This is a genomic window from Pseudomonas sp. Root329, assembly GCF_001424925.1.
GTDB classification, from domain to species: Bacteria; Pseudomonadota; Gammaproteobacteria; order Pseudomonadales; family Pseudomonadaceae; genus Aquipseudomonas; species Aquipseudomonas arabinosi.
On sequence record NZ_LMCV01000034.1, the window covers coordinates 80,634 to 106,486 of the forward strand.

Annotated in this window: 22 protein-coding genes and 1 pseudogene; 15 read left to right on the forward strand and 8 right to left on the reverse strand. The window is 50.4% G+C overall.

The features are described 5' to 3' along the window. The first annotated feature begins 52 nt into the window (after positions 1-52). The 14 genes from rpsA to ASC74_RS22185 all read left to right on the forward strand — a co-directional run bounded on the left by rpsA (position 53) and on the right by ASC74_RS22185 (position 13,703). Positions 53-1,744, forward strand: coding sequence for a 30S ribosomal protein S1 (rpsA, locus tag ASC74_RS22120; RefSeq protein ID WP_033055812.1), 1,692 nt, complete (start codon positions 53-55; stop codon positions 1,742-1,744). A gap of 218 nt (positions 1,745-1,962) precedes the next feature. Next, a complete protein-coding gene (locus ASC74_RS22125; RefSeq protein WP_056744081.1) occupies positions 1,963-2,238 on the forward strand; it encodes a hypothetical protein in 276 nt (91 codons plus the stop codon). 148 nt (positions 2,239-2,386) lie between these two features. Beyond that, positions 2,387-2,683 (forward strand): integration host factor subunit beta, encoded by a 297-nt coding sequence (gene ihfB / locus ASC74_RS22130; protein ID WP_008148724.1) that lies wholly within the window; start codon positions 2,387-2,389, stop codon positions 2,681-2,683. A gap of 27 nt (positions 2,684-2,710) precedes the next feature. Beyond that, positions 2,711-2,950 carry a LapA family protein gene (locus tag ASC74_RS22135; RefSeq protein WP_056744083.1) on the forward strand — a complete coding sequence of 80 codons (240 nt, stop codon included), beginning with the start codon at positions 2,711-2,713 and terminating at the stop codon, positions 2,948-2,950. Positions 2,951-3,179: 229 nt separating this feature from the next. After that, on the forward strand, positions 3,180-4,256 hold the full coding sequence (gene rfbB / locus ASC74_RS22140; protein ID WP_056744085.1) for a dTDP-glucose 4,6-dehydratase: 1,077 nt from the start codon (positions 3,180-3,182) through the stop codon (positions 4,254-4,256). Next, a complete protein-coding gene (rfbD, locus tag ASC74_RS22145; protein WP_056744086.1) occupies positions 4,253-5,146 on the forward strand; it encodes a dTDP-4-dehydrorhamnose reductase in 894 nt (297 codons plus the stop codon). The genes rfbB and rfbD overlap by 4 nt, the downstream gene beginning before the upstream one ends. Further along, positions 5,143-6,039: a glucose-1-phosphate thymidylyltransferase RfbA gene (gene rfbA / locus ASC74_RS22150; protein WP_056744089.1), complete on the forward strand. Its 897-nt coding sequence runs from the start codon at positions 5,143-5,145 to the stop codon at positions 6,037-6,039. Before rfbD ends, rfbA begins: the two co-directional genes overlap by 4 nt. 49 nt (positions 6,040-6,088) lie before the next feature. Beyond that, positions 6,089-7,012: a glycosyltransferase gene (locus tag ASC74_RS22155; protein WP_056744091.1), complete on the forward strand. Its 924-nt coding sequence runs from the start codon at positions 6,089-6,091 to the stop codon at positions 7,010-7,012. Further along, a complete protein-coding gene (locus tag ASC74_RS22160; RefSeq protein ID WP_056744093.1) occupies positions 7,009-7,971 on the forward strand; it encodes a UDP-glucose 4-epimerase family protein in 963 nt (320 codons plus the stop codon). The genes ASC74_RS22155 and ASC74_RS22160 overlap by 4 nt, the downstream gene beginning before the upstream one ends. Then, the gene (locus ASC74_RS22165; RefSeq protein ID WP_056744095.1) at positions 7,968-8,993 is read left to right on the forward strand and encodes an MraY family glycosyltransferase; all 1,026 of its coding nucleotides are present in this window, start codon (positions 7,968-7,970) and stop codon (positions 8,991-8,993) included. The genes ASC74_RS22160 and ASC74_RS22165 overlap by 4 nt, the downstream gene beginning before the upstream one ends. Positions 8,994-9,719: 726 nt before the next feature. After that, positions 9,720-11,675, forward strand: coding sequence for a hypothetical protein (locus ASC74_RS22170; protein WP_056744097.1), 1,956 nt, complete (start codon positions 9,720-9,722; stop codon positions 11,673-11,675). Further along, positions 11,659-12,660 (forward strand): glycosyltransferase family 2 protein, encoded by a 1,002-nt coding sequence (locus ASC74_RS22175; RefSeq protein ID WP_056744099.1) that lies wholly within the window; start codon positions 11,659-11,661, stop codon positions 12,658-12,660. Before ASC74_RS22170 ends, ASC74_RS22175 begins: the two co-directional genes overlap by 17 nt. Then, positions 12,650-13,363: a class I SAM-dependent methyltransferase gene (locus tag ASC74_RS22180; protein ID WP_056744102.1), complete on the forward strand. Its 714-nt coding sequence runs from the start codon at positions 12,650-12,652 to the stop codon at positions 13,361-13,363. The genes ASC74_RS22175 and ASC74_RS22180 overlap by 11 nt, the downstream gene beginning before the upstream one ends. 1 nt (position 13,364) lies before the next feature. After that, positions 13,365-13,703 carry an EamA family transporter gene (locus ASC74_RS22185; RefSeq protein ID WP_056744104.1) on the forward strand — a complete coding sequence of 113 codons (339 nt, stop codon included), beginning with the start codon at positions 13,365-13,367 and terminating at the stop codon, positions 13,701-13,703. Here the strand turns inward: ASC74_RS22185 and ASC74_RS31300 are convergent. Then, positions 13,669-14,474 (reverse strand): annotated as a pseudogene (locus ASC74_RS31300) (IS66 family transposase); the annotation flags it as partial. The gene ASC74_RS22185 and the pseudogene ASC74_RS31300 overlap by 35 nt on opposite strands. A 23-nt stretch (positions 14,475-14,497) precedes the next feature. Beyond that, positions 14,498-16,213 carry an acyltransferase family protein gene (locus ASC74_RS31305; protein WP_082555871.1) on the reverse strand — a complete coding sequence of 572 codons (1,716 nt, stop codon included), beginning with the start codon at positions 16,211-16,213 and terminating at the stop codon, positions 14,498-14,500. Positions 16,214-16,411: 198 nt separating this feature from the next. Here ASC74_RS31305 and ASC74_RS32740 point away from each other — a divergent pair, with 198 nt between their 5' ends. Further along, a complete protein-coding gene (locus tag ASC74_RS32740) occupies positions 16,412-16,567 on the forward strand; it encodes a hypothetical protein (protein WP_442965800.1) in 156 nt (51 codons plus the stop codon). On the opposite strand, the gene ASC74_RS22195 is transcribed toward ASC74_RS32740, so the two are convergent. The 6 genes from ASC74_RS22195 to ASC74_RS22220 all read right to left on the reverse strand — a co-directional run bounded on the left by ASC74_RS22195 (position 16,545) and on the right by ASC74_RS22220 (position 25,846). Beyond that, positions 16,545-17,543, reverse strand: coding sequence for an acyltransferase family protein (locus tag ASC74_RS22195; RefSeq protein WP_056744107.1), 999 nt, complete (start codon positions 17,541-17,543; stop codon positions 16,545-16,547). The two genes, ASC74_RS32740 and ASC74_RS22195, sit on opposite strands and share 23 nt — an antisense overlap. 383 nt (positions 17,544-17,926) lie before the next feature. After that, positions 17,927-19,960 (reverse strand): HAD family hydrolase, encoded by a 2,034-nt coding sequence (locus tag ASC74_RS22200; protein WP_056744108.1) that lies wholly within the window; start codon positions 19,958-19,960, stop codon positions 17,927-17,929. Next, the gene (locus ASC74_RS22205) at positions 19,957-21,189 is read right to left on the reverse strand and encodes a glycosyltransferase (RefSeq protein WP_236713326.1); all 1,233 of its coding nucleotides are present in this window, start codon (positions 21,187-21,189) and stop codon (positions 19,957-19,959) included. Before ASC74_RS22205 ends, ASC74_RS22200 begins: the two co-directional genes overlap by 4 nt. 7 nt (positions 21,190-21,196) lie before the next feature. Next, the gene (locus ASC74_RS22210) at positions 21,197-22,492 is read right to left on the reverse strand and encodes a hypothetical protein (RefSeq protein ID WP_236713327.1); all 1,296 of its coding nucleotides are present in this window, start codon (positions 22,490-22,492) and stop codon (positions 21,197-21,199) included. Between the two features lie 169 nt (positions 22,493-22,661). Further along, the gene (locus ASC74_RS22215) at positions 22,662-24,707 is read right to left on the reverse strand and encodes a glycosyltransferase (RefSeq protein WP_056744113.1); all 2,046 of its coding nucleotides are present in this window, start codon (positions 24,705-24,707) and stop codon (positions 22,662-22,664) included. Then, complete coding sequence (locus tag ASC74_RS22220) at positions 24,707-25,846, reverse strand: class I SAM-dependent methyltransferase (protein ID WP_056744115.1); 1,140 nt, start codon at positions 25,844-25,846, stop codon at positions 24,707-24,709. Before ASC74_RS22220 ends, ASC74_RS22215 begins: the two co-directional genes overlap by 1 nt. Positions 25,847-25,853: the final 7 nt, after the last annotated feature.

A 25,853-nucleotide genomic window follows, 5' to 3' on the forward strand; every position in this document is an offset into this window, starting at 1 on the left:
TCTGGGACGTGGAGATGGGCGTATCCTTCGCCCTTATTCAACAGGAATTAAAATGAGCGAAAGCTTTGCGGAACTCTTTGAAGAAAGCCTAAAAACCCTGAACCTTCAGGCAGGCTCCATCATCACCGGTGTTATCGTTGATATCGATTACCAAGCTCGCTGGGTAACCGTTCACGCTGGCCTGAAGTCTGAAGCACTCATCCCGCTTGAGCAGTTCTACAACGATGCTGGCGAACTGACTATCAACGTCGGTGACGAAGTTCACGTTGCTCTGGACTCGGTTGAAGACGGCTTTGGTGAAACCAAGCTGTCCCGTGAAAAAGCCAAGCGCGCTGAATGCTGGATTGTTCTGGAAGCAGCCTTCGCAGCCGAAGAAGTGGTCAAGGGCGTTATCAACGGTAAGGTTAAAGGCGGCTTCACTGTCGACGTTAACGGCATCCGTGCGTTCCTGCCAGGTTCTCTGGTTGACGTCCGTCCTGTGCGCGACACCACGCACCTGGAAGGCAAAGAGCTGGAATTCAAGGTCATCAAGCTTGACCAGAAACGCAACAACGTTGTCGTTTCCCGTCGTAGCGTCCTCGAAGCCGAGAACTCCGCTGAGCGTGAAGCTCTGCTGGAATCCCTGCAGGAAGGTCAACAAGTCAAAGGTATCGTCAAAAACCTCACCGATTACGGCGCATTCGTCGATCTGGGTGGCGTCGATGGCCTGCTGCACATTACCGACATGGCTTGGAAGCGTATCAAGCATCCTTCCGAAATCGTCAACGTTGGCGACGAGATCGATGTCAAGGTTCTGAAGTACGATCGCGAACGCAATCGTGTTTCCCTGGGCCTCAAGCAACTGGGCGAAGATCCATGGGTTGCTATCAAAGCCCGTTACCCAGAAAGCACTCGCGTTACCGCTCGTGTAACCAACCTGACCGACTACGGCTGCTTCGCTGAGCTGGAAGAAGGCGTTGAAGGCCTGGTACACGTTTCCGAAATGGACTGGACCAACAAGAACATCCACCCTTCGAAAGTCGTACAAGTCGGCGACGAAGTGGAAGTTATGGTTCTGGACATCGACGAAGAGCGTCGTCGTATCTCCCTCGGCATCAAGCAGTGCAAATCTAACCCATGGGAAGATTTCTCTGGCCAGTTCAACAAGGGCGATAAAATCTCCGGCACCATCAAGTCGATCACCGATTTCGGTATCTTCATTGGTCTGGACGGCGGCATCGACGGTCTGGTTCACCTGTCCGACATCTCCTGGAACGAAGTGGGCGAAGAAGCCGTTCGCCGCTTCAAGAAGGGCGACGAGCTGGACACCGTTATCCTGTCGGTTGACCCAGAGCGCGAGCGTATCTCCCTGGGTATCAAGCAACTGGAAAGCGATCCGTTCTCCGAGTACGTTCAAGAGAACGACAAAGGCGCAATCGTTAAAGGCATCGTGAAAGAAGTTGACGCTAAAGGCGCCATCATCACTCTGGCCGACGATATCGAAGCGACTCTGAAAGCCTCCGAAATCAGCCGTGACCGCGTTGAAGACGCGCGCAACGTTCTGAAAGAAGGCCAGGAAGTAGAAGCCAAGATCATCAGCGTTGACCGCAAGAGCCGCGTAATCCAGCTCTCCATCAAGTCGAAAGACGATGCAGAAGAGAAAGAAGCAATCCAGAGCTTGAAAGACAAGCCTGCTGCTGACATCGCTGCTGGTCCTACCACTCTGGGCGACCTGTTGCGTGCACAAATGGAAAAACAGAACTAAGTTCTGTCAGACCATAGAAAAAGGGCGACTTCGGTCGCCCTTTTTTGTGCCTGGAATTTGGTGATTCTGATAGTTTCGCGGCGCTGCGATTGTTTGCCGTGAAACCAATCGTCCCGGCATGTTGTCTCTTTCTTTAATCGGATCAATCGTTTATTTGCAGCTAGTCTTTAGTTTGTAGCGAGCGACCGTCGGGCGGCGCATCCGGCCTAAGGAAGTGAATGAACAAACTCATTGTCGTAATAGCATTGCTGACACTGGCAGGCTGTACCACTAATGCCAAAACTCACGCGGTGCGTGGGGTCAGTGGCATCGAGATCGATTGTTCGGGGCTGGGGTCGGGATGGGAGAAATGTCGCAAGCGAGCGAACAAGGAGTGCAAAGCGGGCTACAAAGTTGTAGCCAGGTCCGATGATGCCAAGGACGAGGATGAGTACCCCTTTGGCTTTAATCCAGCGGGCTACCTGACGCGCACCATGCTCGTGATCTGTAGATGAGTGTGTGATCAGTGATTCGATTCGTTACTCTGGAATAGGTCATCTCATTGCTGGTGAGGTATGTCAAAACTCGGGCTGTTCAAATTCATCCGGGCGTGCTAAAACCTTTGAAGCGCTGATCTAGCTGCTTGAAAAAGAAGGGAAAAATATGACGAAGTCGGAGTTGATCGAACGAATTGTCACCCATCAAGGGCTGCTCTCATCCAAGGATGTGGAGCTGGCCATCAAGACCATGCTCGAACAAATGTCTCAATGTCTGGCCACCGGTGATCGCATCGAGATCCGTGGATTTGGCAGCTTCTCCTTGCACTACCGCGCGCCGCGCGTAGGCCGCAATCCAAAAACCGGTCAGTCCGTCAGCCTCGACGGCAAGTTCGTGCCGCATTTCAAGCCCGGCAAAGAATTGCGCGATCGTGTGAACGAGGACGAGGAGGAGATGCTTTGACGGCCTCCGTTATTAAAGGAACCGCTCATGCGTAACCTCAAGCGCGTACTGCTCGCCGTATTCGTCCTGTTGCTGATTTTGGCGATCCTGGCGTTCGTTCTCGAGAATCAGCAATCGGTTTCCCTGCTGTTCCTGGGTTGGGCGGGGCCGCAACTACCGGTATCGCTGGTCATGGTTGTAGCGCTGCTGATCGGGATGGTGATCGGGCCGATTCTTGGCTGGTTTCTGGGGCGTACCTCCAGAGTTTCACGCAAGCGCCTTGTCTGATTACGATATAGGCAGTGAGGCGATTGAGCTTAAGCCTCAGCTTGTCTATATCCATTAGTAAAACCGTCATTAAGCTGTAAAATGCTCCGCTTGTCCGATAGTGGCATATTCCCACATCGGTACAGAATGACTCTGTCAGAAGCCTCAGCTGACTTGATGGCTTTGGAATTCATGGATTAGGCAGTGCTCGTTTGGCGGCCCTGTCAGTAACTCAAGGGTATGGCTTCGCGTGAAAATTCTAGTAACCGGCGGCGCGGGATTTATCGGTTCGGCAGTCATTCGACATATCATCTCCAGCACTACCGACTCTGTCGTTAACGTCGATAAGCTTACTTACGCCGGTAACCTTGAGTCGTTGGCCGAAGTTAGCCAGAACTCGCGTTACGTGTTCGAGCGCGTCGACATCTGCGATCGTGATCAAGTCGACCGTGTTCTGCGTGAACACCAGCCGGATGCGATAATGCACCTGGCCGCAGAGTCCCACGTTGACCGCTCGATCTCTGGTCCGTCTGAGTTCATCCAGACCAACATCATCGGCACTTACACCCTGTTGGAAGCTGCGCGCCACTATTGGGCTGCGCTGGATGATGCGCGTAAAGCCAAGTTCCGCTTTCACCATATTTCGACTGACGAAGTTTACGGAGACCTCGAAGGTCCGGAAGACCTCTTCACCGAAACCACGCCGTATCAGCCAAGCTCGCCTTACTCCGCCAGCAAGGCCAGTTCCGATCACCTGGTTCGCGCCTGGAGCCGAACTTACGGTTTGCCGACCCTGGTCACCAACTGCTCGAATAACTACGGCCCATGCCATTTCCCTGAGAAGTTGATCCCGCTGATCATCCTCAATGCACTGGAAGGCAAGCCGCTGCCGGTCTACGGCAAAGGCAACCAGGTCCGTGATTGGCTCTACGTCGAAGACCACGCCCGCGCACTGTACAAAGTCGTGACCGAAGGCGTTATCGGCGAGACGTACAACATCGGTGGCCATAACGAAAAGCAAAACATCGAAGTGGTGCATACCCTGTGCGCACTGCTCGATGAACTGCGTCCCGATTCTGCTCACCGCCCACATGCCAGCCTGATCACCTACGTTCAGGATCGCCCGGGCCATGACCAGCGTTACGCAATCGACGCCAGCAAAATCCAGCGTGAACTGGGTTGGACGCCGGAAGAAACCTTTGAAACCGGCATCCGCAAAACGGTCGAGTGGTACCTCAACAACACTGAATGGGTCGCTCACGTAAAGAGCGGTAGCTACCAGCAGTGGATCGACCAGAACTACGCAGATCGTTCGAGCAACGCATGAAAATCCTCCTGCTCGGAAAAAACGGCCAGGTAGGCTGGGAGCTGCAGCGCTCCCTCGCGCCGCTGGGTGAGTTAATCGCCCTGGACCGTCATGCTGTTGATGGCTTGTGCGGAGATCTGTCCGATCTCGATGCCTTGCGCGCAACGATCCGTCAGGTCAAGCCCGACGTCATCGTCAACGCTGCGGCCTACACTGCCGTCGATAAAGCCGAGTCCGAGACCGAGTTGGCCGACCGTGTGAACGGTCAGGCAAGCCAAGTCATGGCCGAAGAGGCCGCGACTCTGGGGGCCTGGCTGATTCACTACTCGACTGACTACGTCTTCAGCGGCCAGGGTTCTGCGCCGTGGCAAGAGTCAGATGCAGTCGCCCCGGTGAATCACTACGGCGCCAGTAAACTGGCCGGCGAACAGGCGATTACCGCGTCGGGCTGCAAGCATCTGATTTTCCGCACCTGCTGGGTGTATGGCGCTCGCGGCAACAACTTCGCCAAGACCATGCTGCGTTTGGCCAAGGATCGCGAAACCTTGAGCGTCATCGCCGACCAGATCGGAGCTCCGACGGGGGCAGACCTGATTGCCGACGTGACCGCGTTGGCCATTCAACAAGTTCTGCACCGTCCCGAGTTGTCGGGCTTGTATCACTTGGCGGCCAGTGGCGAAGTGTCGTGGCACGGCTATGCTAGCCATGTGATCGGCTTCGCCCAAGACAATGGCGAGCAGCTTGCCGTAACGGCGATCAATCCGATTGAAACGACGGCTTATCCAACACCTGCGCGCCGCCCTCTGAATTCGCGTTTGAATACTCAGAAGCTGCGTGACAATTTTTCTCTGCACTTGCCGGATTGGCAAAGTGGCGTAACCCGAATGCTTAGGGAGATTCTGAATAAATGACCACGGCAAATCGTAAAGGCATCATCCTCGCTGGTGGTTCGGGTACACGCCTGCATCCGTTGACCCTCGGCGTGTCCAAACAGATGCTGCCGATCTACGACAAGCCGATGATCTTTTATCCGCTGTCGGTGCTGATGCTCGCGGGCATGCGCGAAATCCTGATCATCTCCACCCCGGAGGATTTGCCTAGTTTCCGGAAATTGCTGGGTGATGGAAGCCTGTATGGCATCAAGCTTACCTACGCCGAACAACCTAGCCCGGATGGTTTGGCGCAAGCCTTCATCATTGGCGAAGAGTTCATCGGCGAGGATCCTTGCTGTCTGATCCTCGGTGACAATATCTTCTATGGTCAGCACTTCTCGGACAACCTGCGTTCTGCCAACGATCAAGAGCACGGTGCGACCGTATTCGGTTACCACGTCTCCGATCCGGAACGCTTCGGTGTTGTTGAGTTCGACAAAGCCGGTCATGCACTGAGCATTGAAGAGAAACCGCTGAAGCCAAAATCTAACTACGTGGTAACGGGCCTTTACTTCTACGACAACAAGGTCGTTGAGATTGCCAAGAGCATCGAGCCGTCCGAACGCGGCGAGCTGGAAATTACCGACGTCAACCGCGCCTATCTTGAGCAGAATGCTCTGAGCGTCGAAATTCTTGGTCGCGGTTTCGCTTGGCTCGACACCGGTACTCATGAATCTTTACTTGAAGCCAGTCACTTCGTGCGCACTATCGAACAGCGTCAGGGACTGAAAGTGGCTTGCCTGGAAGAGATCGCTTACAACAATGGCTGGATCACCCCAGAGCAATTGGGTGCTCAGGCAGAGCGTCTCAAGAAGACTGGCTATGGTCAGTACCTGCAGAGGCTGTTGGCGAGTGTTTCCACTGACCTGTGAGTGTCCTCCTTTCGATTTAAAGTGTTAAACCAATGCAAGCAGGATTGGCATGCCAGTAAAATACCCACAGGTAGCAGTTTTGCTGGCTGCGTACAACGGAATGCGGTGGATCGAAGAGCAGATTGCCTCGATCCTAAGTCAGTCAGCGGTAGATGTTACCGTCTATATAAGTGTTGATCCTTCGACAGACGGCACCGAAGCCTGGTGCGCTAGCTTCTTCGCTGAACGCAGCGATGTGGTTTTGCTTCCGGCTGTTGGCAATTTCGGTGGCGCAGCACGCAATTTCTTCCGTCTCATCCGTGATGTCGATTTCGAGGGTTATGACTTCATCGCGTTCTCTGATCAGGATGACATTTGGCACTCAGACAAGCTCGAGCGGGCCACCCATACTTTGCTGACACGTGAGTTTGATGCGTATTCAAGTAATGTAACGGCCTTCTGGCCGGACGGTAAAACACATTTGTTGGACAAGGCGCAACCGCAAGTTGCCTGGGATTTTTTGTTTGAGGCTGCTGGGCCGGGTTGTACTTACGTGCTGAGCAAGAGATTGGCGGATTCGCTGAAGGACTCCATGCTTGCCAATTGGCAGCGAATACAGGAAGTCAGTTTGCATGACTGGTACTGTTACGCCTTCGCCCGAAGTCACCAATTCAAATGGTTCATCGACCCGGTTCCATCCATGCTGTATCGCCAGCATGATAGTAATCAAGTAGGGGCTAATACTGGATTGGCTCCTTTGATTGCCCGATATAAAACGATTCATGACGGCTGGTGGTTTACTCAGGTTCGATTGATTGCTTCATTGGTGGGCCAGAGCAGAGAACCTTTTGTTGACGCCTGGCTGGAATTAGGACGCAGGCAGTTATTGAAGCTTTCCTTTAGCGCCTGGATATGCCGGCGACGGTTTCGCGATAAAGTGTTCTTCTTTTTTATCTGTTGTACCACTGCAGTTGTTGGAAAGAGGACTAAATGAAAGGCCCACAAGTTTTGGTGACGGGGGCGAGCGGATTCGTTGGTGAGGCTTTGGTCTTCAGGCTTTTACTCGATAAAAAATTCACCCCGGTTGCCGCCGTGCGCGGTGTTACACGATTGCTTGGTTTGTGTCGGGTAGTCCCATTCGACCTTACTGACACAGCTGCATTGCCGGCCCTGAATGACGTTCAAGTAGTGATCCATGCAGCGGCTCGAGTGCATGTGATGAACGAAACCTCAACAGACTCTCTTTCGGAGTTTCGCAAAGTAAATGTGGACGGAACCGTTAGGCTCGCCAAGAAAGCTGCCGAGTCAGGGGTGAAACGATTCATTTTTATCAGCTCAATCAAGGTTAATGGCGAAAGCACCGCACCACGGAGTTCTTTTAAGGCTGACGATCCTCCAGCACCTGTAGATCCGTACGGAGTCTCGAAACAAGAAGCTGAAGATGCTTTGAAGCAGATTGGCCTGGGCACAGGAATGGAAGTTGTTATTATCAGACCACCACTTGTGTATGGTCCGGGGGTGAAGGCCAATTTTTTAAGCATGATGAGTTGGCTGCATAAAAACATACCTTTACCGTTGGGGGCTATTAATAATCAACGCAGTCTGGTGGCGCTTGATAACCTTGTGGATCTCATCGTGACCTGTATCGATCATCCTGCGGCAGCGAATAATATCTTTCTGGTTAGTGATGGTGAGGATCTATCTACAACTTTGTTACTTCGGCGCATGGCTCACGCCTTAGGCACGAAAGCATGGTTGCTCCCGATACCTGATTTTGTATTGAGTTTAAGTGCTTCACTCCTGGGTAAAAAAGCAGTTGTTCAACGTTTGTGCAGCTCGTTGCAGGTTGATATTAGTAAAACATGTGATGTTTTGAATTGGCGTCCCTTGGTAAGTGTGGATAAAGCTTTACGCAAAACCGCCGACCATTATCTGGATAAATTGACGAAATGACTTTTTGGTTGTTGCTATCTGCTGTGCTCGCAAGTTCCTGGTTGCTGACCTATGTCTTGCGTCGTTATGCCTTGGCCAAGAGTTTGATGGACATACCAAACGAGCGCAGTTCCCATACTGTGCCTACGCCTCGCGGAGGCGGGGTGGCTATTGTGGTGGCATTTGCAGGGGCGCTGCCGGTGTTGGCTGCTTTGGGTCTGCTTGGTATGCCGTTGCTTATAGGGTTACTGGGCGCGGGAATTTTGGTCGCGCTTATAGGCTTCGCCGATGATCATGGTCATATTGCTGCTAGATGGCGGCTGCTGGGGCATTTCATTGCAGCTGGCTGGGCGCTGTACTGGCTTAATGGCCTCGCATCCATTTCATTTTTTGGTACCGCGATTGACTTGGGCTGGTTCGGCAATGTACTCGCGCTGATTTACCTTGTCTGGATGCTGAACCTCTACAATTTTATGGACGGGATTGATGGCTTGGCCAGCGCTGAGGCCATATGCGTATGTCTGGGGGCATGTGGGTTGTATTGGCTGGGTGGTTACGCCAATCTGATATGGGTTCCGTTCGTTTTGGCTGGAGCGGTGGCCGGGTTTCTATGCTGGAATTTTCCTCCCGCGCGTATCTTTATGGGAGATGCGGGTAGTGGATTTCTAGGCTTCATTCTCGGTGGTTTAGCGCTCCATGCGGCTTGGACAGCGCCGGAGTTGCTTTGGAGTTGGTTGATTCTGCTCGGAGTTTTCATTGTTGATGCTACCTGGACGTTGCTGCGACGTTTGATGCGTGGAGACAAAGTTTCTCAGGCGCATCGCAGCCACGCCTATCAGTATGCATCCCGTCGTTTCAAGAGTCATCGAACCGTAACACTTGGAGTTGTCGTCATTAATCTTGTCTGGTTGGTGCCAATTTCGATTTTTGTTGGGCTGGGATTGCTGAATGAAATGCTCGGAATATTACTTGCGTACACTCCGCTCATCTTTATAGTCTGTTTGTTTAATGCAGGAGCGTTGGAGGAAAAGGCTGATTCTTGAGCAGTAGCAAGGCTCTCCATTTGCCAAGTCACTCAATCACCTGGTCCAGTGCTCGCATCACATGCTTGGCCGGTAACGGCAGATAAATCTTCATGCTCTTGGCTTCGCGGTTGAAGTCATCAGTCAAATTGACAATCCAAAAGCTGCGTTGCTCGGCAAATTGGTCATACGTGGAGGCCATCAACCAGCATTAGTTGATCACCTCGGGAGCGGCCAGTGGCTCGGGAGTTTTCCGCGCGATGCGATTGCGCGGTTTGATCCGCAGGTTTAGCTCAGTTTCGCGGTAAATCCGGTACACCTCAGGTACCGGGTTTCCAGTCTCGGTTGCGCAAGGGGGGCTATGATTTAGCTGTCCGATAAACGTAATGTCGTCACACAAAACTCCCTTGAGCTGATCAGGAGAAAATTCTACTCCTGACGAGTACTTTTTCAGGGAGGGATTTCCGTTAGGCCGCAGGGCAGGCGTAGTGCAATGACATCACCGTTTTTGTGGATGCTGTCATTATTTTCGATTCTTTCAGCAGTGCTGTTTTGACAGCATCAATCTGTCCTGATAGTTTCCCTGTTTTCTGCTGCCTATTTTACTCTTTATCGGAAATTCGTCCGCTTTGACACATCAAACTGGTTGGTCAGGTAGCCGCGAGGAAGGCATCGCGGCGTCCGCACAAAGAATAAGAGCTCTGAAAGCTGATTTGATTGGTCTGACTCAATGAGCCCGCAAAAGGAATGAACAAATTGTTCGTGTTGTCTGCAGTAAAAGCTGGAATTATGTCAGCTCTTTTTTCGCTTCTTTTCGTCATTATGTTACCGATCTCTTTTTCTGAGGAGGAGGCGGCAATGGATCTGACGATCGTGGCCACTGGTGAACACAATCCGGACGCAAAGTCGACAGAGGTCTGGATACGCGCGACGGACTCTGAAAGACTAGAGGCAAAGATTGTTCACAAGGATCCCGGTTGGGAGACTAAGTACAATTCGTTGGTTTCGTTTCGAAATCAACCCGCTGTCATGCAATCAGCATTAACGCTTAAATCGGATAAATTCCTGAGATTTGCAACGAGTGAATACTCTGGAATAGTCGAAGTCAAGTATGGGCAGGTAGGGCGTCGCATCGATCTGTATTCCCCAACTCAAGGCATGATCGAGGTCGATCTCAGCAAAATCGCGCCAATGCAGATAAATCTGTGGGCAAATGCTATTTCTGCCGCTAAGCCATTTGGGATTGCATTCGTCGCATTTTTCATACTGCTGCTGGTACTCGGGCGTCGAGCAGTATCACGAACCAGAATCGCTACATCGGGCAGTGCCTGGATGCATGCGTGGATTGTATTATCTAGCTTGACCGTATATGGCTTGGTTTTAGCTGCATATTGGCCAGGTCAAATGTCGCCGGACTCGATAAATCAATGGGGTCAGATTGTTTCGGGTCAGTACAACGATTCACATCCCATACTTTCAACTCTACTGTACAAGTTGGCGTTCTATGTATATCCGTATCCGCAATCCGCGGTCATCCTGCAAATATTGATATTTACCAGTGCTACATGGTTTTTCTTGAAAGAGTGCTTGGCATGGGGCGCATCTCCACGAGTCATTGCTCTCGCGGCGTTATTATTTCCTCTTTTTCCGGCAACCTTTCTTATTGTCACAACCTTATGGAAAGATGTTCCGTTTACTGCAGGTGTGATCCTTCTTAGTGCCTTGGCGGCGCGTGAAGTACGCAGCGGGTTGACGCTGAAGCTTGATTCACTATTTCTGATGGGTATGGCGGGAGTGCTTGTTATTGCCATGCGCCATAACGGCATATTAATAAGTGTTATATTTTTTGCAACTTTGTTTTTATTCGCGAAGACAGGTCAGGCACGCCTGCGGGTAGGTATTGCGTTGATTTCGCAAATCGTGATTTTTTTGATGATAAAGACCCTGCTACTGACAGTTTTAAATGTATCGCCTATTTTGCCACAATATCGCGCCATCGTTGCGATGCATATATTGGGTTCAATGGAAACTGCAGGTGTGGAATGGGACTCAGGCGACAGGCAACTTCTCGAGAGATTGCTTCCAGCGCAAGAGTGGCGTGAGAATTATAAATGCGAGTCGGTTGTGCCTCTATTTTGGCACCCACGGCTTCGCAAGGAATGGAGTTTCTTAGGTGAACACACTTCCGAGCTGAATTCGTTAGCTTTAAAAGCAATATGGAATTACCCGCTGGTCTTTTTAAAGCATCAGACTTGCGTGACAGGTCTAATCTGGCGAATTGGTGGTCGCGACGACGAATGGCTCAGTATTTCGCCGGCTGAGATAACCAGCATGCCGGAGCAGCGAGAACTAGGATTGCAATCGCATTCGCTTCTGCCTGCCCTGAAAGGCCGGATAGATGAGCTGAATCAGAATTTTGTTCAGCGAAGTACAGTGTATACCCGGCCTGCTTTGTACACGCTTATCGGTTTGATTTCGATGTGTATCATTGCCATTAGAACGCAACCTGCGGTGTGGTTACTATTTGCTCCTTTATTATGTAATCTGATGAGTTTGACTCTATTAATGGGAGCGCAGGACTATCGGTATCTTTGGCCTTCGGTGGTGATGTCGCTTCTCGTATTTTTTATGGCCTTGGGGCTTTCCTTCGGTCGAAACGGTACTGCTGAAAAGAATGAGTTATTAAATGCGCATGTATCATAATGTTGCGGTCGTGATTCCAAGCTATAAGGTGCGGGGGCAGGTGCTTGATGTGATCGGCGGTATTGGCGATGAGGTGTGCCGTATATATGTTGTTGATGACTGTTGCCCTGAACAAACTGGCTCTTTTGTTGAAGAGTTTTGTTCCGACTCTCGTGTGAGGGTTTTGCGGCATGAAATCAATCAAGGTGTAGGCGGTGCTGTCATGACCGGCTATGAGGCTGCGGTCGCCGATGGTATGGACATCATTGTCAAACTCGACGGTGATGGGCAAATGGACCCCGGATTGATCACGGATTTTGTCGAGCCTATATTAAATGGCGAGGCTGACTACACTAAAGGGAACCGTTTTTTTGATCTAGAGAAAGTTCAGGCGATGCCGAAAATGCGGTTATTCGGGAATGCCGTATTGTCGTTCATGGCAAAGCTGTCGTCTGGATATTGGAACCTCTTTGATCCGACGAATGGCTATACCGCCATCCATCGAGACGTAGTCCGCTACCTTCCAATGAAAAAAATAAGTCGAAGGTACTTCTTCGAGACGGACATGTTGTTCAGATTAAACACCCTGCGTGCTGTGGTTGTAGATGTGCCGATGGAAGCAAAATATGGTGATGAGGTCAGTAATTTAAAAATTTCTGCGGTTGTGGGGGAGTTTCTGATTAAGCATGTCAGAAACTTCCTCAAGCGGATTTTTTATAATTACTACCTACGGGACATGTCCTTGGCATCTATAGAGCTGCCCGTTGGCTGCGCGATGCTGCTATTTGGGGTTGTATTCGGAACTCATAGTTGGGTGCGGTCCATCGATACCGGTTTGCAGTCTTCGCCTGGAACTGTAATGTTGTCAGCATTGCCGTTTATTGTGGGTTTGCAATTGGTTCTTGCATTTCTAGGGCAGGATATCCGATCGGTTCCAGATAGGCCATTTCATCGTAACAAGAAGGTTGCGATGACTAAAAGTTTGGAGAAAAAAATTGCAGAATGAAGATAAAGAATGGCTCGATTACCGAGCACGGTTTGCTGATGTCTATGACGATAGCAACTATGGCAGTCCATTGCAGTCGTTTGTAATGCGAGCGAGTCATAAGTTGACTGAAAGTCCATTTGGCGAGAGCGTGAAATTCAATAGGGTATTGGAAATTGGTGCGGGGACGGGAGAGCATCTTGCTTTCGTGCAGCATGATTTCGATGAGTATGTACTAACGGATATGGACGCCAAAACTCTGGAGGTTGCGTCTGGAAAGACCTCGGCCCGCCATAAGGGACGTCTGACTTTCTCTGTGCAGCAGGGAAGTAGAATAGATGCTGAAGATAATAGCTACGACCGTCTTATTGCGACCCATGTACTCGAGCATATCTATTATCCCCATCTTGCGCTCAAGGAATGGCGTAGAGTCTTGAAGCCGGGTGGGACATTGTCGATATTGATTCCGACAGATCCGGGCATAGCGTGGCGACTTGGCAGGACACTGGGTCCGCGCAAGAGTGCGATTGCACAGAATATTGCCTACGATTATGTGATGGCTAGAGAACATGTTAATCCGTGCAATAACTTGGTTGCGTTAATGCGGCACTATTTCCCCTACGCACGCGAGTCATGGTGGCCGTGCAAATTGGCCTCAATGGATTTGAATCTTTTCGTCGCGTTTCATGCCATTGTTGAGAAACCAGAAGTGCCACAGGGCTGACATGCTATATATTTGGGCGGTACTTTGCGTTGTGGGCCTGGCGATTGGCCAGATTCTTTTCAAGGTCAGTGCAGCTGCGTTGGCGGCTAGCGGGACTTTGTTCACATTTCGTGCGTTGGCGGCGTTGTTCAGCGCAATGTTGCTTTATGCGATCACATCCGTAGCGTGGGTCTGGATCTTACAAAAGATTGAATTAGGCCGCGTCTATCCAGTGATGGCGTTGGCGTTTGTTTTGGTGCCTATTGGCAGTCATATTGTGTTCGGCGAGCGATTTAGTACGCAGTATTTTGTCGGCATTTCTCTAATCATGTTAGGAATTGCCGTCGCGAGTCGTTCGTAGGTAAGCACTCCATGAACCCCATATTTAAGGGTGAGGATCTACGGCTGTCTTGAGATCTTCGGCGTGCAGCCGCCACCCGCGGCAAGGCCTCGAAGTCCTCTACGCTTGAGGCTTGTGGCAGACGCTCAAGTGCTTGGCGCTGCTACGTATGGGGTTCTTGGCAGTTGGCTTTAGCCGTATCGACCAAGCTGTAAAGTTGAGCGCTGGTTATCAAGCTTTTGGGCGTATCGCTGAACAGCCAGTTTTTGCACTCGATCACAAAGGGCTTGATCGTGCGTTCTGCCACAATGTTGTCGATCGGCAAATAACCGGCTTAGGTTAGCGCACCAACTTGATCCAGTTGCTGGCCAGGTACCTGATGGCTTTGCCCTGTGCATTTTGTGCCGTCACTTGTGGCTGGGTTTTCTCCAGCCATGATTGCGACTGCATCAATACCGATAGGCAATCTTGTCTTATTGCTGACTTCTTTTTAATCTCGCTCGATACCGTACAGCTTGTTGATCAGATTCAGGGCGATATCGGCACGCCCGGTTTTGCCTTTAAGTTGTAATTTTTGCGCCTCTACGCCGTGCACATGTCCACGTTCGACACTAGGCTACGCACCCAAAGCGTTATAGCCAGCGTAATCATCGGTCATCAGGTAGCCGCGATAACCTTGCCGGTTTTCACCCACATCTAAGATTGGCTGGTTGGCTCTCGATCTGGCTCTTTCGTCGCTCGTACACGCGTTTCGTCGCAGTGGATTACGAGACTTTCCAGCTGCCTCCCCCTCGAGGGAGGTTTTCTAAATCTCGCTACGATACGCTTTCAGGATGGCGAACCTTTTCCACCTTGAGTCCTGTCGCGTACTTACTCCTGAGCGAGAAGAATGGCTTCTCAATAACCCCATAGGTCAGCATAGAAAAGATGATAATAGCTGGAACAGTTAAAAAGGCTGTTTGCATTAGAATATCGGCAACCCCACCACGAGCCGCTCCGAGATCTACGAAGTGAGAATTTGTGAATGGGATAACAACGTAATGCATACAGTACATGGAGAAGCTGAGTTGGCCTAGGCGTGCAAGGCTAACATCGAGTGCCTCGGGTATACGGATGCGCGCGTGTGAGTAACTGACAATTAATATTGCCCACATCACAGCCTCTATAGACGGCCAAAATGCCATGCCCCAGGATTGATTCATGCCAATCAAACCCTTATGGCCACAGAAAATACTGATAATACTTGCCGATACGGCTATCGCCGCTACAAGCCAGCTTGTAGAAATCTGATTTTTTGAGATGTATTTTTTAGCAAGATAAGCAGCAGCCATTCCAATAAGAAACTGATCTATTCGCCCCAGAAGTGTCATGTATGCGACGTTTGTTACAGAACCTATTTTGAACCACATCAGATACTTGAAAAATATGGTTAAGACGAGCATTCCAATAATGAAGCGAGAGCCTGATCTATCTAGAAACAATACCAAGAATGGGAAAATCAGATAGAATTGAAACTCGACGGCTATGGTCCATAGGTGTGCAAACATTGGAAGCTGCACACCTTGCAATGCGTTCACAAATGGGAAAAACATACTCAGTGCTTGAGTAAAAGAGTATTCGGAACTCCACCCGCAAAGCATTATCAATACGCAAAAAATATAGAGAGGGTAGATTCTTATGACTCTATTTTTTATAAAGTCAAAATAATTCAACTCTTTTCCTGATGCGATCTTTGTCAGTAGATAGCCACTAAGTACCATGAAGAGCCCGACACCCATATGACCCTGCTCAACCAGACCGAGTAAAGGGTTGTATGTGCTATGGCCGAGTCCAAAGTTGTCAGTAAAGCAGTGGTAGAAAATTACCATGGAGGCGGCTATGAATCTGAGATGGTCAAGTCTAGGTTCATACCTTGTATTTTTTGATTCTGCAGGCCTATCAATAATAATGGCTAGCGCTGAATCCCTTCGTAACACCGTAAGTATGGGGATGAATGCGGCTATTAATATAACAATAAAAATTGATGGTGTTAGGGCTTTGTAAGCAAGGCTTGATCCAGTGAGGAATTCGTAGCCTGTCAGTTTTGTTGGTACTTCTGTAGGGCTATAAAGATCAATCGTTGTTTTTGATGGTCCGTAAGTTATTTTTACTGATCCAGATCTGTTCTGCTTTATAAAAGTTATCCCTTGGCTGTTCGAGGGGATGGAAAGCTTAAGTGGTCCGTATGGTGGGATATATGATACAAGTCTATCGCCTCTGGACTCCCAGCCGCTTGGTATTTTTCCAATGGAAACTGGTTTTTCCATCCATACTTCTGCGCCAAGTGATGAGTCGTTTTTTTTGCCCGTGGCATTTATTTCTACATCAACCAAGATTCCGTTAAAGAATAGCGTTACGAAGTAAGGCGCAAGAATTGAAGTAAACAAATATGCAATCGGCAGCGAAAGGAGGAGGGCCCATAAGCTTCTTTCTCCAAATGGAACATGTTTAGTCACGGTATTTGACCATTCCCTTGCGGTTTCTATAAGCATACATGGTATCACCTGATCGTAAAGCAGTGCCTCTTTCTAGGAGGTTTCCCTAGGGACAACCATGCCCATCACTGCGCAGCAGTTGCTGCGGATCCTCCCAGGCGCCTGCCCAGTGACCGGCACTTTTTTACCTGAAGAAAAAGCAGTGCGCACATCGCAAAAGGGCGTGAGTCTGACAAGTCCGTCGAGGTTTTTCGGCTGAAGTCTTACCAGGACTCAGTCGGGGTCTGGACGGTTGGATGCGGTACCGCGCGCGAGCTACCCGAACAGTCAGACTGGCCACTCAATATCGATTGGCCCCTGCATCCCCTTCCAAATGTGCAGGCATCGGTCACGCCAAGACTTCCTCCTTAAGGAAGAACCTTCTGAGCACGATAACTATTGCATACGTTGCCGCGATTGCCGCTACCGCCCTTAGCCAAAGCGGCAGATCCAACCTGTTCAGCGGTGCCAACAAAAATGGATGAATGCAGTACAGACCGAGCGAGTTTCTGGACATGAACTGAACGATCGGGCCTGCTGGCCGAGACACCTTCAAACAGAGAGCCAACGCAAAGATGACAAAGAGCATCGATGAGAGCCGCGTATAAGCCGGCAGATTGTATCCTTGGCCAGGAAAGAACGACGGATTAACCAGGAATCTCCATTCCAGAGCGGTGGATATTGTAAAAAGTATGAATGAGGCCCATCCGAGGAGTTTTAGTGCAGAGGGCGATTTAGTAAGCCTATAGACCAACGCAGCGGCGGCCGGATACGCTACGTAATTTAGAGGATTCCAGAAAGATCCAGTCCAGATAGTTCCTTGCACGATGGTCTGCCATTGAAAGTAGCAGACAGCCGCTGAACCGAGCACAACCCAGAGTATTAATATCGCTAAGTTGCAGTAAACCGCGAGAGCAGAAAGCGCGACGGAGATTAGAAGGCCAACAAAGAATGAGTATGTCTCAAGCGCGGTCACGGTTTGGTAGACCGGACGCTCATTCAACTTCCCAATAGCCTGGATCAACCCATCTGCTCCTCCATAGAAAAGATGATAGGCCACTGCCCAGAACACGATCAGTGTGCCGATTCTCACGACGCGACGGCCAAGATAGCGAATCGATGTGGCGGTTTCCGCGTACAGGTAGCACGAGGCAAGAATAAAGAAAGGAACTGCCTGTAGAAAGACGTTGAAATTGATTATGTCTGAGGCGCTTGGACTATATGGAGAATTTGTCGCCGAATTGAAAATGGTCGAAGTTCCGGCAGCGTGGAAGTGCCATAGCACGACGAAGATCGAGAAAATGGCACGTGCATAGTCCAGACCGTGAATTTTTTGTTTATCTGACATTAACTGTTCTCTATTCAACCGAGTCGTTTCGCTAAGAGTTGGAGCTTGGCAACTTCCTTTCGGAGGAGGGCAGTGCTCACAGCAGAACGGGGGCACAAGTTTATCAGCCCGTAGCATTCATCCGATACTCAGCCCGTCATCGAGCGTATCCGATCCGCGACGCCCACCTACCCTAAGATGAGTCAGCTTTTTACTGTGGCATTTCTGGCGAGCAGTTCGAAGATAGTATTGCTTCGTAGTCGGCCACTGTCTGCGTATGCGGCAAGCGTTCCAGTGCGTGACGCAGTCACGTAGGCGTCCGGTACGCCTTGTTGCACGCAACCCAACAATCTCACCCTTAGGGGCGAGATTGCCGGTTACTCCCTGTAGGCAAGTTTAAGCAGCTATCTTTTACGAGACTTCATCCGATAACGTTTGACCGCGTTGGCCACTGTGAAGAGAGCAATAAGCACGGTCTTGTGCACGGGACCAATTCCATTGAGGTGCTTGATTCCGGAGGTCCATTGAACTCGACGGATGTAGTCCATCACCTGCCGACGCGCAGTGCTACTGAATGGGGAAAGAAAGATCGTAGATAGTGCCGGAGCCTGATTCTTCTGGAAGATATCACCGAAGCCAAAAACGTCGTGTTGAGGTGTATGAATGAAGATCTTTGCCAAGTCAGCATCCGGATTGACACTGAGTTTTTTCCAGACATGCACAGCCGATGCACGCAGTTCCGCGGAGCTCACCACATAACGCTCCAGGTACGGTCCCCATATTTGGGCAGCCAGTGCGACACCCTCCTGGAAGTGAACGGAAAATTCACTGTGGGAACTATTTTCCTCAGCTGAGACGTTGCGATACGCAGTAACCTTGCCTTGCGACCTTACGTACTTCTCCGTGCTGCCCATGTTTGATGTGCACAGCATTTCAAGGACAGCAAACGCTTCAAACAGCTTGCCTGTATCAGCATCAATCCGTTCATCAGCACCGTAGGCACGCTTTGAAACATTCGACGCTTGGGGATTTAGCATCTTTCGCAGACCAAGATACATCCCGTGAAAGTGTGTAGCAGGCTTTATTCGCGCAAGATTATCCTGGATTGTCCCGCGCCAGCCAATATCAACTAGGCCGACTTTGTCGTTCTGTGAAATACCTTTTTCTGTAAGGTACTCATTCAATAGCTCACGTTGTTCCAGTATCTTTTCGTTGACGGCAGTCGTGAATGCCGGCGCCTGGATCAGCTTGCTTAATGACTCGTTTTCATCAGGGCGCTCAATAACATCCGAGGCCTCTAACCCAAGTTCAGATAAAAGATCAGCAAAGTCAGCGTGTTCCAGCCCAAGCGTGGAAAACAGCCCGGAAACTTTTTGCGAGCGATTCAGGCGCCAAATACGATTGAACTCATCATTCGAGACTTCTTCCATTGAAGCGACGAACGTAGAAAGTCGACTGACCTCAAGCTCCGCATGTGCTGGCAATTGATGCCCAAAAAGCGTCTGATCTGGAAAGACAATTTCGTATATACGGCGAAAAAACTCGCCTTCTCGGGTAAGAAAGCAGACTCGATCCAGACACTCAGCGACTGCCTGCTCGGCAATCCACAAGGCAAAGCCCAAGAACAGTGGAGCGGCCTCTACTCCGAAACGAAACGCTGCCGCTTCGGTCTTTTGCCGCGTAAGTATTGACGACTCCGCTGTCTGGATACTGAGCTGTCGTAGATGCTGGAACAACGCCTCACGCGAAACAAAAAGGCTCTCTCGCTCTTTCCTGGCCGCGTGAGATTTGTCCGGCACGAATGAAATGCCGGTAACACCCAGTTGTGCCGGGGACTCTACATCCGACCATGGGTGATCGCCTACATGCACATGTTCGGGAGGAGTGATCCCGTAGACCTCGTGCACATGCTTGAACAGTGTTCCTGAACGTTTATTCAAGCCGACGTCACACGAACTCACGCCATCCTCAAAGAGATGACTGAGCCCCTTCTGCTCGAGCAAGTGTTTGAGCATGTCAGAGGTCATGTAGAAATCAGACAGGAATATCGTTCTTTCGGCAGAGTGCTGCTTGAGAAACTCTTCGATATCCGGATCCTGAAAAGTACGGCGCACTTCTACTGAAAGCTCATAGTCGGCAAAGCGCTGGGGCAGACTCTCATCGAAGGAAGAGAGCAGAATTGTCTCCAGCCATTCCTTGAGCACATGAACGATTTCGTACTCTTCGTCCTTGTTTGCTTCTCGAGCCGTCCGCGCAAGACGGGCTTCTGTATCCACCCGTGCCTGATAGATATCCCAGTAGCCCGTGTACAGCGGTTTGAAGTGTCCAAACAGCTCAAAGAATACATGAGCGGCAGTCGCCAGCTTGATGCATTCAGGGTGGCAATCTCTTCTAAGCAAGGTGTCCCAGACATCAACCGTCTTGATTTTGTAGATCATCGTACTTCTCGCCCACCAAAAATCACTTCACCCACTGCTTCCATCTGTTTTATCCGAAGCTTGAGCCAGGCGGGGAGTTTGGCGGCAAGTTCACTGAGTTTATGACGGCGAACGACCCAACGATTTGAATTGAGACGCTGCTTTTCCTGAACGGAATACTCGTTGAACGCCTTTACAGTCAACTCTGTAAAAACAGATTTTTCCATGAGCGGACCTTCCAAACTCTTCTCTACCCATTCGCAGAAAAGAGCCGAAGAGTCATGCCAGGAAGGCCAAATCTCGGCCGTCTGGCGCGCCCCTTCCTGAAGCCGTGAAAGCTCCGTACGGTCGCATATGAGTTTTTTTAGGACACTGACAACGCCGTCAGTGTCACCAGTGGAGACTACGACCGCATTTTTTCCATTAACGATATATTCGTCATGTCCGGAAACATCAAAGACTACGGCGGTGCCGCCACAGTGAAACAGCTCAAGCGGCGGACCAAACATTCCTTCAACCGTACTGAGCTTGATCAAAATATCGCAAGAGCGATAAATTTCGGCAGTCTTGACCATGGGCACCCGGGAAAAAACCCGCGATACTCCGGGAAGCCACTTGATGGGGGAGCCCGTCAGTACCCAGATGTCTTTCGCGCCGGCTTCTCTGGCTAATCGAACACCCAAGGCCGTATTTTTGAATGAGACACCAAAATGTCCCTCTACCAGAATTCTGGGTTGCGCATCAATAGGGCGAGGAGCGCTTGTGACACCCGTTTGTGAGTACACATCCTTGCGAACACCGTTGCGTACCAGAGTGGTATCCCGATTGAAATCGTCTTTCAGATAATGCTGGATCCACGTAGCTTCAGTCACGTATTCGATTGGGAAGTGGTAGGTAGCGTCAACCAAAGCACGCAATGGCCCTTCCGATTCAGGATAAAACCTGGATTCGATCGACTGTACGAAATACGCATACCTTCTGGCGTCGAAATTGCCAAGCTCAAAAGCGGTTTTCCACCATGTGGCGATAACCAGGTCGAAAGATTCTTGCTTGGCCTCTTCTATGGGCAGACAACGAAGCTTCGGCGCTTCGTCATGCCAGGAAAGCGTCGCCGCCGAAAAAGGTTCCTGAACCGCCAGCGTTACGTCATATCCATGATTCCGCAGGTAGCTGGCATGTTGAATGATGACGTAAGTGCCACCGCTAATAGCCATCGAGCCTACGAGAAAGCAAATTCTTCTATCGTTCAATTTATGATTACTTCTGAAAATAGCGGATTAATCCATATAAGTTGGCTATTGGGCGGCCAACCCGCTCATCGAGCTTCTTCCATGGCCAGAACCCAAGCAATCCTCGTCCGTTGCGCCTCAGGACGGTGAGCATGAACTTCAACCTATCAGAAAAGCTCGGGACCTTGTGCGCGCCGGTAAAGAAAGAGCGCTCAAACACACCGTAGTTTTCAACATGAAATACTGAAGAAAACCAGTCGATCTCGGACTGTGAAGGTTGGAAAACCAAGCGCGCGTGGCTGCGAGCGATCTGCTCAAGACGTAGCGACTGCGTACCGGCTTGCAGTGTCATGTCTTCCAGCAACTGGTTGTAACGAGCGAAGATGTGACGCTGAACAGGAAACACCAGAGCCTCCAGCATCTCTTGCTCATGGAACGTGTCATGGACGGCACTAGCCCTGCCATTCGTGTCTATTTGGTAGCTGGCCGCTGAGCCATGATCTGCTGCAAGGAGAATTTCGAACAGGGCGCGATTTTCATTAAATACATGAAACCGCGACGTGCGGCCTGCAATGGAGGAAAACAGAAGGCCGTGCTTGGGATTCGCAGAACCTGCCGCCCCTGGCGCAATAAGCCCGATGTAGTAGCCCGTAACTGATTTGACTGGCGATGCCGGTCCCTTGCACAACAGCGCGTAAAGGTTGTCCTGAATCGTGCCCTTCCAGCCGACGTCCACGACCACAAGGTTTTCGGGAACATCACCTTCCGAGAGGGTAGAAAGATACTGCCCAAATGCCTTTCGACGACTCAGCCGTTGCTCGTCATATACCGCAATGAATCGCGGCAACGCCTTAAGTCGGGAGAGGAGGTCACTTTCGGGAAAGTCCTCCTGCCTTTGATTCGACTGTTCAGTCGTCAGACCCAGCAAGGCCGACAGCTCCGTGCAGAACTCATCCAGCCCAAGGCTCGAGAGAAACTCCAGCAGCGACATTCGCCGATATTGCCTGAAAAGCGTTTCGAACCGCTCTTCGCTCAGCGCATTCAGAGAAGGCAGCAGCGTTGATCTGCGAGAAACCTCCAGGTAACGGCTCTGAATCGGGACGCCCATGCGAACGCAATAGCAGTCGAACATTTGCTTGAGCGGTTGTCCCTCTCTGGAGAGAAAGAATACCTGCTTGACGCCGTTCTCGATGAGTTTGCGATGCAGTTCGCTCACCCAAAACAGGAGCGTGTCTGCCATTTCTCCGAAAAGTTCGAACGAATCAGATCTTCCTTCAAAGCTAGCTCCTCTGATGTCACTCGTCGCCGATGGAGGTTTTTTCACTGCATATATTCCGTGTAGTGGGATCGATGTCGATTAGCGTTTTGAGGAGTGTGATAGCGGATAGGGCAGGTATATCCGGTAGACTGCGATACCGGAATGACTGCGCCAACCTACGCTCAAACCGTCTTGCATGCCGCAGGCTGATCCGAACCTGCGGCATCCCCTGCTTTCAAGTACGGCTGTCGATCGCTGTAAGGCTTTCAAAGTACTGACCAAACTTTGCAGCCTTTATAGACCAGTCCCACTCTTTGATTCTTTCAACGTTTTCTGTTGAAAGCCGAGACAGCAACGCTGGCTCTTCGACGAGCTTGCGGATACTGTCCTTGAGCGCTTCAACCGTTCTCTCAGGCAAGATAAAGGCTTTCTGCAACTCACCGAAAGCCTGCGGCACGATGCCGACATCAGTACTGATAACCGGTACCCCGCAGGCCATCGATTCCAGAACAGGGTTAGGCGTACCTTCTATCTTCGACGTACACACATAGACGTCGATCTTTGAGTAGTAGTTAGGCATCTGGTCATGGGGAATGAATTGATCCTGTCGGTCAGCGAACAGGCTTTTTACAGCAAAACCTTCTTGCTGAAGTTGCTCAATTGCTGGCTTGAGGATCGAATTCACGCCTTTGAAGTCTTCGAGCTCTGCCGCCCACTTACTGTTTCCAACCCAGCCAATGACTAGCTCACGCTGACCGACTTCTCGAAGGCGTTCAATATTCATGGGCATGAATTTTGTCAGGTCGACACCATCCTCGATTACTCGGGTGGGTTCGGGATAGCCGCTTACTTCGGAATAAATGCTGTTTAACTTTTCAGAGCCCACAGTGTAGCCAGCAACTATTTCGGTAAAAAGATGGGCGCGGCCACTGAGTTCGTCTTCTTCCAGAAGCAGGTGGTCGTAAACACTTGTGCTGAGCTTTTTAGTGGCAATAAAGCGCTCATGGAACAGCTCATATGGCATGCCAAGGCTTTCAACATAACTTCTGTAGTACGGCGTACCGATGAGTGTTAAATGTTCTCTCCAGAAGAAGTGCACGATGTCACAGTCTTCGGTCATCATGAATATTTTGTCGATGTTATCGATGATATCCATCGGTATCACAACGAAATCAAACTGCTCACTCAAATAGCGTTCCAGTTGCCGGGCGATATTTCCAAACGCCCAGTTATCCGTATCGATGATCAGTGCGATTTTCGTCTTTTCATGCTCTACCGATACCACCTTTACGGGAGCGGAAATGTGATCGGCTTCATTGTTGAGCCCCAGTTCATCGTGCCGTGACTGGACCCAATGGTCTACCGCATCACCCCAGATCTTGAAACCGTGTTTTGCCTCAAGGTGCATCGCAGACTTGTGAAGAACACCGCGAGAAAAACGTTCTTTTTCATAGTTGCGATCAGCGTCTGAATCAGGCATTGGGTGGTCATGCACCAAAGCGCATACCGATGCGCAACCGACTTTGTAGCCCTGCTGGAACAGGCGTACCGAAAAATCGATATCCTCAAAGCCAACAAACATACCCTCGTCATAACTACCGACACGAGCGAACGTGTCCTTGTTAACGACGCAAGCACCACCAAACAGGAAAGTCCCGAGGAACGGCTGACTGATAACGTCCTGTATTTTTGTCTGCAGGGAAGCGCTTCCAGCACCGATATGAAGTTCGCCCTCTTCATAGGACACATAAACGTGACCGCCCCTGGCGAAGATTGTTTGACCATCTGGGTCCAGCAAGGGAAGGCTCATGAAATGACAGCCAAGAACCGCTAGATCATGCTGAATCTGCTTTAGCGGATTCATCGTGAAGTAGATATCGTTGTCCAGACACATCAGCCATTCTGTCGTGACGTGTGGAATGGTTCTATTACGGCCGCCTGAAACACCGAAATTTTGCCCTAGCTCAACAATACGGGTGCGGAAAGTTAGCGTTTTGCACGCCTCGCGCATCCGCTCGATTTCTTCTGTCGAAGAGCCGTTATCGATAATCAGCACTTCACCGGCGAAATGCGGCAAGAACTCTTCAATGGACTTGAGCAGCTTGATCGATAGCGACGAACGGTTCATCGAAAGGAAAGAGATCGTTAGGTTCTCGCCACTACTGCCGATGTTCGGCCCCGTCTCCCGCCAGGCATCAGACGCCAGAAGAGCGTGCGCATTGTCATAAACGTAGAGCCCGCGCGAAAGCCCCGGGATGATATCCAGCCCTAGAACTTTCATTAGTTGGGGTTCCCGCGAACAATTCTGAAGACCTTTTTTATCAGCGCTCGAGCATGGCGAGGAACCAGCCCTCCCAAACGGAGATAACGGTAATAACCGACTCGCATTTGATCACGTTCTGCGGTCACTCTTGCCACTTCGGCCTGAAGCGCATGCACTACTGCATTCAACTCATGCTGAGTGGAGTTGAACACATGCAATCTTTCTTTTACCAGTTCGTTTTCCGTCAGCGTTGCCTGATAGTTAAGTCGTGTTTTTCTCAAGTCCGCCTTAAGCGTATCAGCTTCCATTTGAAGGGCCGTCAAACCCTGATGGAGAGTGTCCACCTTCAACCGTTCATCCACAAGCAATGTGCCGTCCATTGCATGAACCATGCGCGCATACGCGTCCATACTGATCGGGAAAACAGCAGCACCATTAATGATTTCAGGTGCATTCCAGATGCCGAAATAATAGCTGCAGTTCTCAGCATTAAATTCCGGTTTTTCACCACCATTTACAAGGTATGCACCTTGGACTGAGTTGAATTTCATCCAGCTATCAGGAACGGTTTCATAGTCTCGCTCGATATCTAGCGACGTTGATCCGAATCCAAAGACCGCGGTTCCTATGCTCCAATTGACGTTGTCTCCCAGTACGCTGCTGGCGAGCTGCTGAAACTCTTCGAATCGGTATTTGCGCAAGTGGTACGGGTTGCGCTGATGTTCTTCCGGGAAATACCAATAGTCATTTGGACAACTAATGATAATGATCGCGTCTTTCTTTGCGACGCGTTTCAGTGATTGCAAATAAGCTGCCGGATCTTCAATGTGCTCAATGGTTTCACACGAAACGATAACGTCAAAGTACTCGGGCGGAAACTTGTCTTCGATGGTTGTTGCGTCAGCCGCAGTAAACTCGATCCCAGGACCACCAAACGAACGGGTAGCGCGATTCACTGCGTCGACGAACACATCTACGCCGACGACCTCTTCGGCTCCAGCCTGCTTTAAGAGGTAACTGCCATAACCCTCGCCGCAGGCGATATCCAGGACTCGCTTGTTTTTAACAAAGGGCGTGGCAACCGAGTATCTTGCGAAATGGATTGACGCTTCTATGTTCGCTCTCTCTGGAGCAGAGTTGATATCTAACCGTTCCATTTGTGGC

Coding starts and splice junctions, on each gene's coding strand:
- ASC74_RS22135 (WP_056744083.1), top strand. CDS start 2,711: ATGCGTAACCTCAAGCGCGTACTGCTCGCCGTATTCGTCCTGTTGCTG.
- ASC74_RS22200 (WP_056744108.1), bottom strand. CDS start 19,960: ATGATCTACAAAATCAAGACGGTTGATGTCTGGGACACCTTGCTTAGA.
- ASC74_RS31305 (WP_082555871.1), bottom strand. CDS start 16,213: ATGCTTATAGAAACCGCAAGGGAATGGTCAAATACCGTGACTAAACAT.
- ASC74_RS22185 (WP_056744104.1), top strand. CDS start 13,365: ATGCTATATATTTGGGCGGTACTTTGCGTTGTGGGCCTGGCGATTGGC.
- ASC74_RS22170 (WP_056744097.1), top strand. CDS start 9,720: ATGAACAAATTGTTCGTGTTGTCTGCAGTAAAAGCTGGAATTATGTCA.
- rfbA (WP_056744089.1), top strand. CDS start 5,143: ATGACCACGGCAAATCGTAAAGGCATCATCCTCGCTGGTGGTTCGGGT.
- rpsA (WP_033055812.1), top strand. CDS start 53: ATGAGCGAAAGCTTTGCGGAACTCTTTGAAGAAAGCCTAAAAACCCTG.
- ASC74_RS22155 (WP_056744091.1), top strand. CDS start 6,089: ATGCCAGTAAAATACCCACAGGTAGCAGTTTTGCTGGCTGCGTACAAC.
- rfbD (WP_056744086.1), top strand. CDS start 4,253: ATGAAAATCCTCCTGCTCGGAAAAAACGGCCAGGTAGGCTGGGAGCTG.
- ASC74_RS22220 (WP_056744115.1), bottom strand. CDS start 25,846: ATGGAACGGTTAGATATCAACTCTGCTCCAGAGAGAGCGAACATAGAA.
- ASC74_RS22125 (WP_056744081.1), top strand. CDS start 1,963: ATGAACAAACTCATTGTCGTAATAGCATTGCTGACACTGGCAGGCTGT.
- ASC74_RS22175 (WP_056744099.1), top strand. CDS start 11,659: ATGCGCATGTATCATAATGTTGCGGTCGTGATTCCAAGCTATAAGGTG.
- ASC74_RS22160 (WP_056744093.1), top strand. CDS start 7,009: ATGAAAGGCCCACAAGTTTTGGTGACGGGGGCGAGCGGATTCGTTGGT.
- ASC74_RS22165 (WP_056744095.1), top strand. CDS start 7,968: ATGACTTTTTGGTTGTTGCTATCTGCTGTGCTCGCAAGTTCCTGGTTG.
- ASC74_RS22215 (WP_056744113.1), bottom strand. CDS start 24,707: ATGAAAGTTCTAGGGCTGGATATCATCCCGGGGCTTTCGCGCGGGCTC.
- ASC74_RS22195 (WP_056744107.1), bottom strand. CDS start 17,543: ATGTCAGATAAACAAAAAATTCACGGTCTGGACTATGCACGTGCCATT.
- ihfB (WP_008148724.1), top strand. CDS start 2,387: ATGACGAAGTCGGAGTTGATCGAACGAATTGTCACCCATCAAGGGCTG.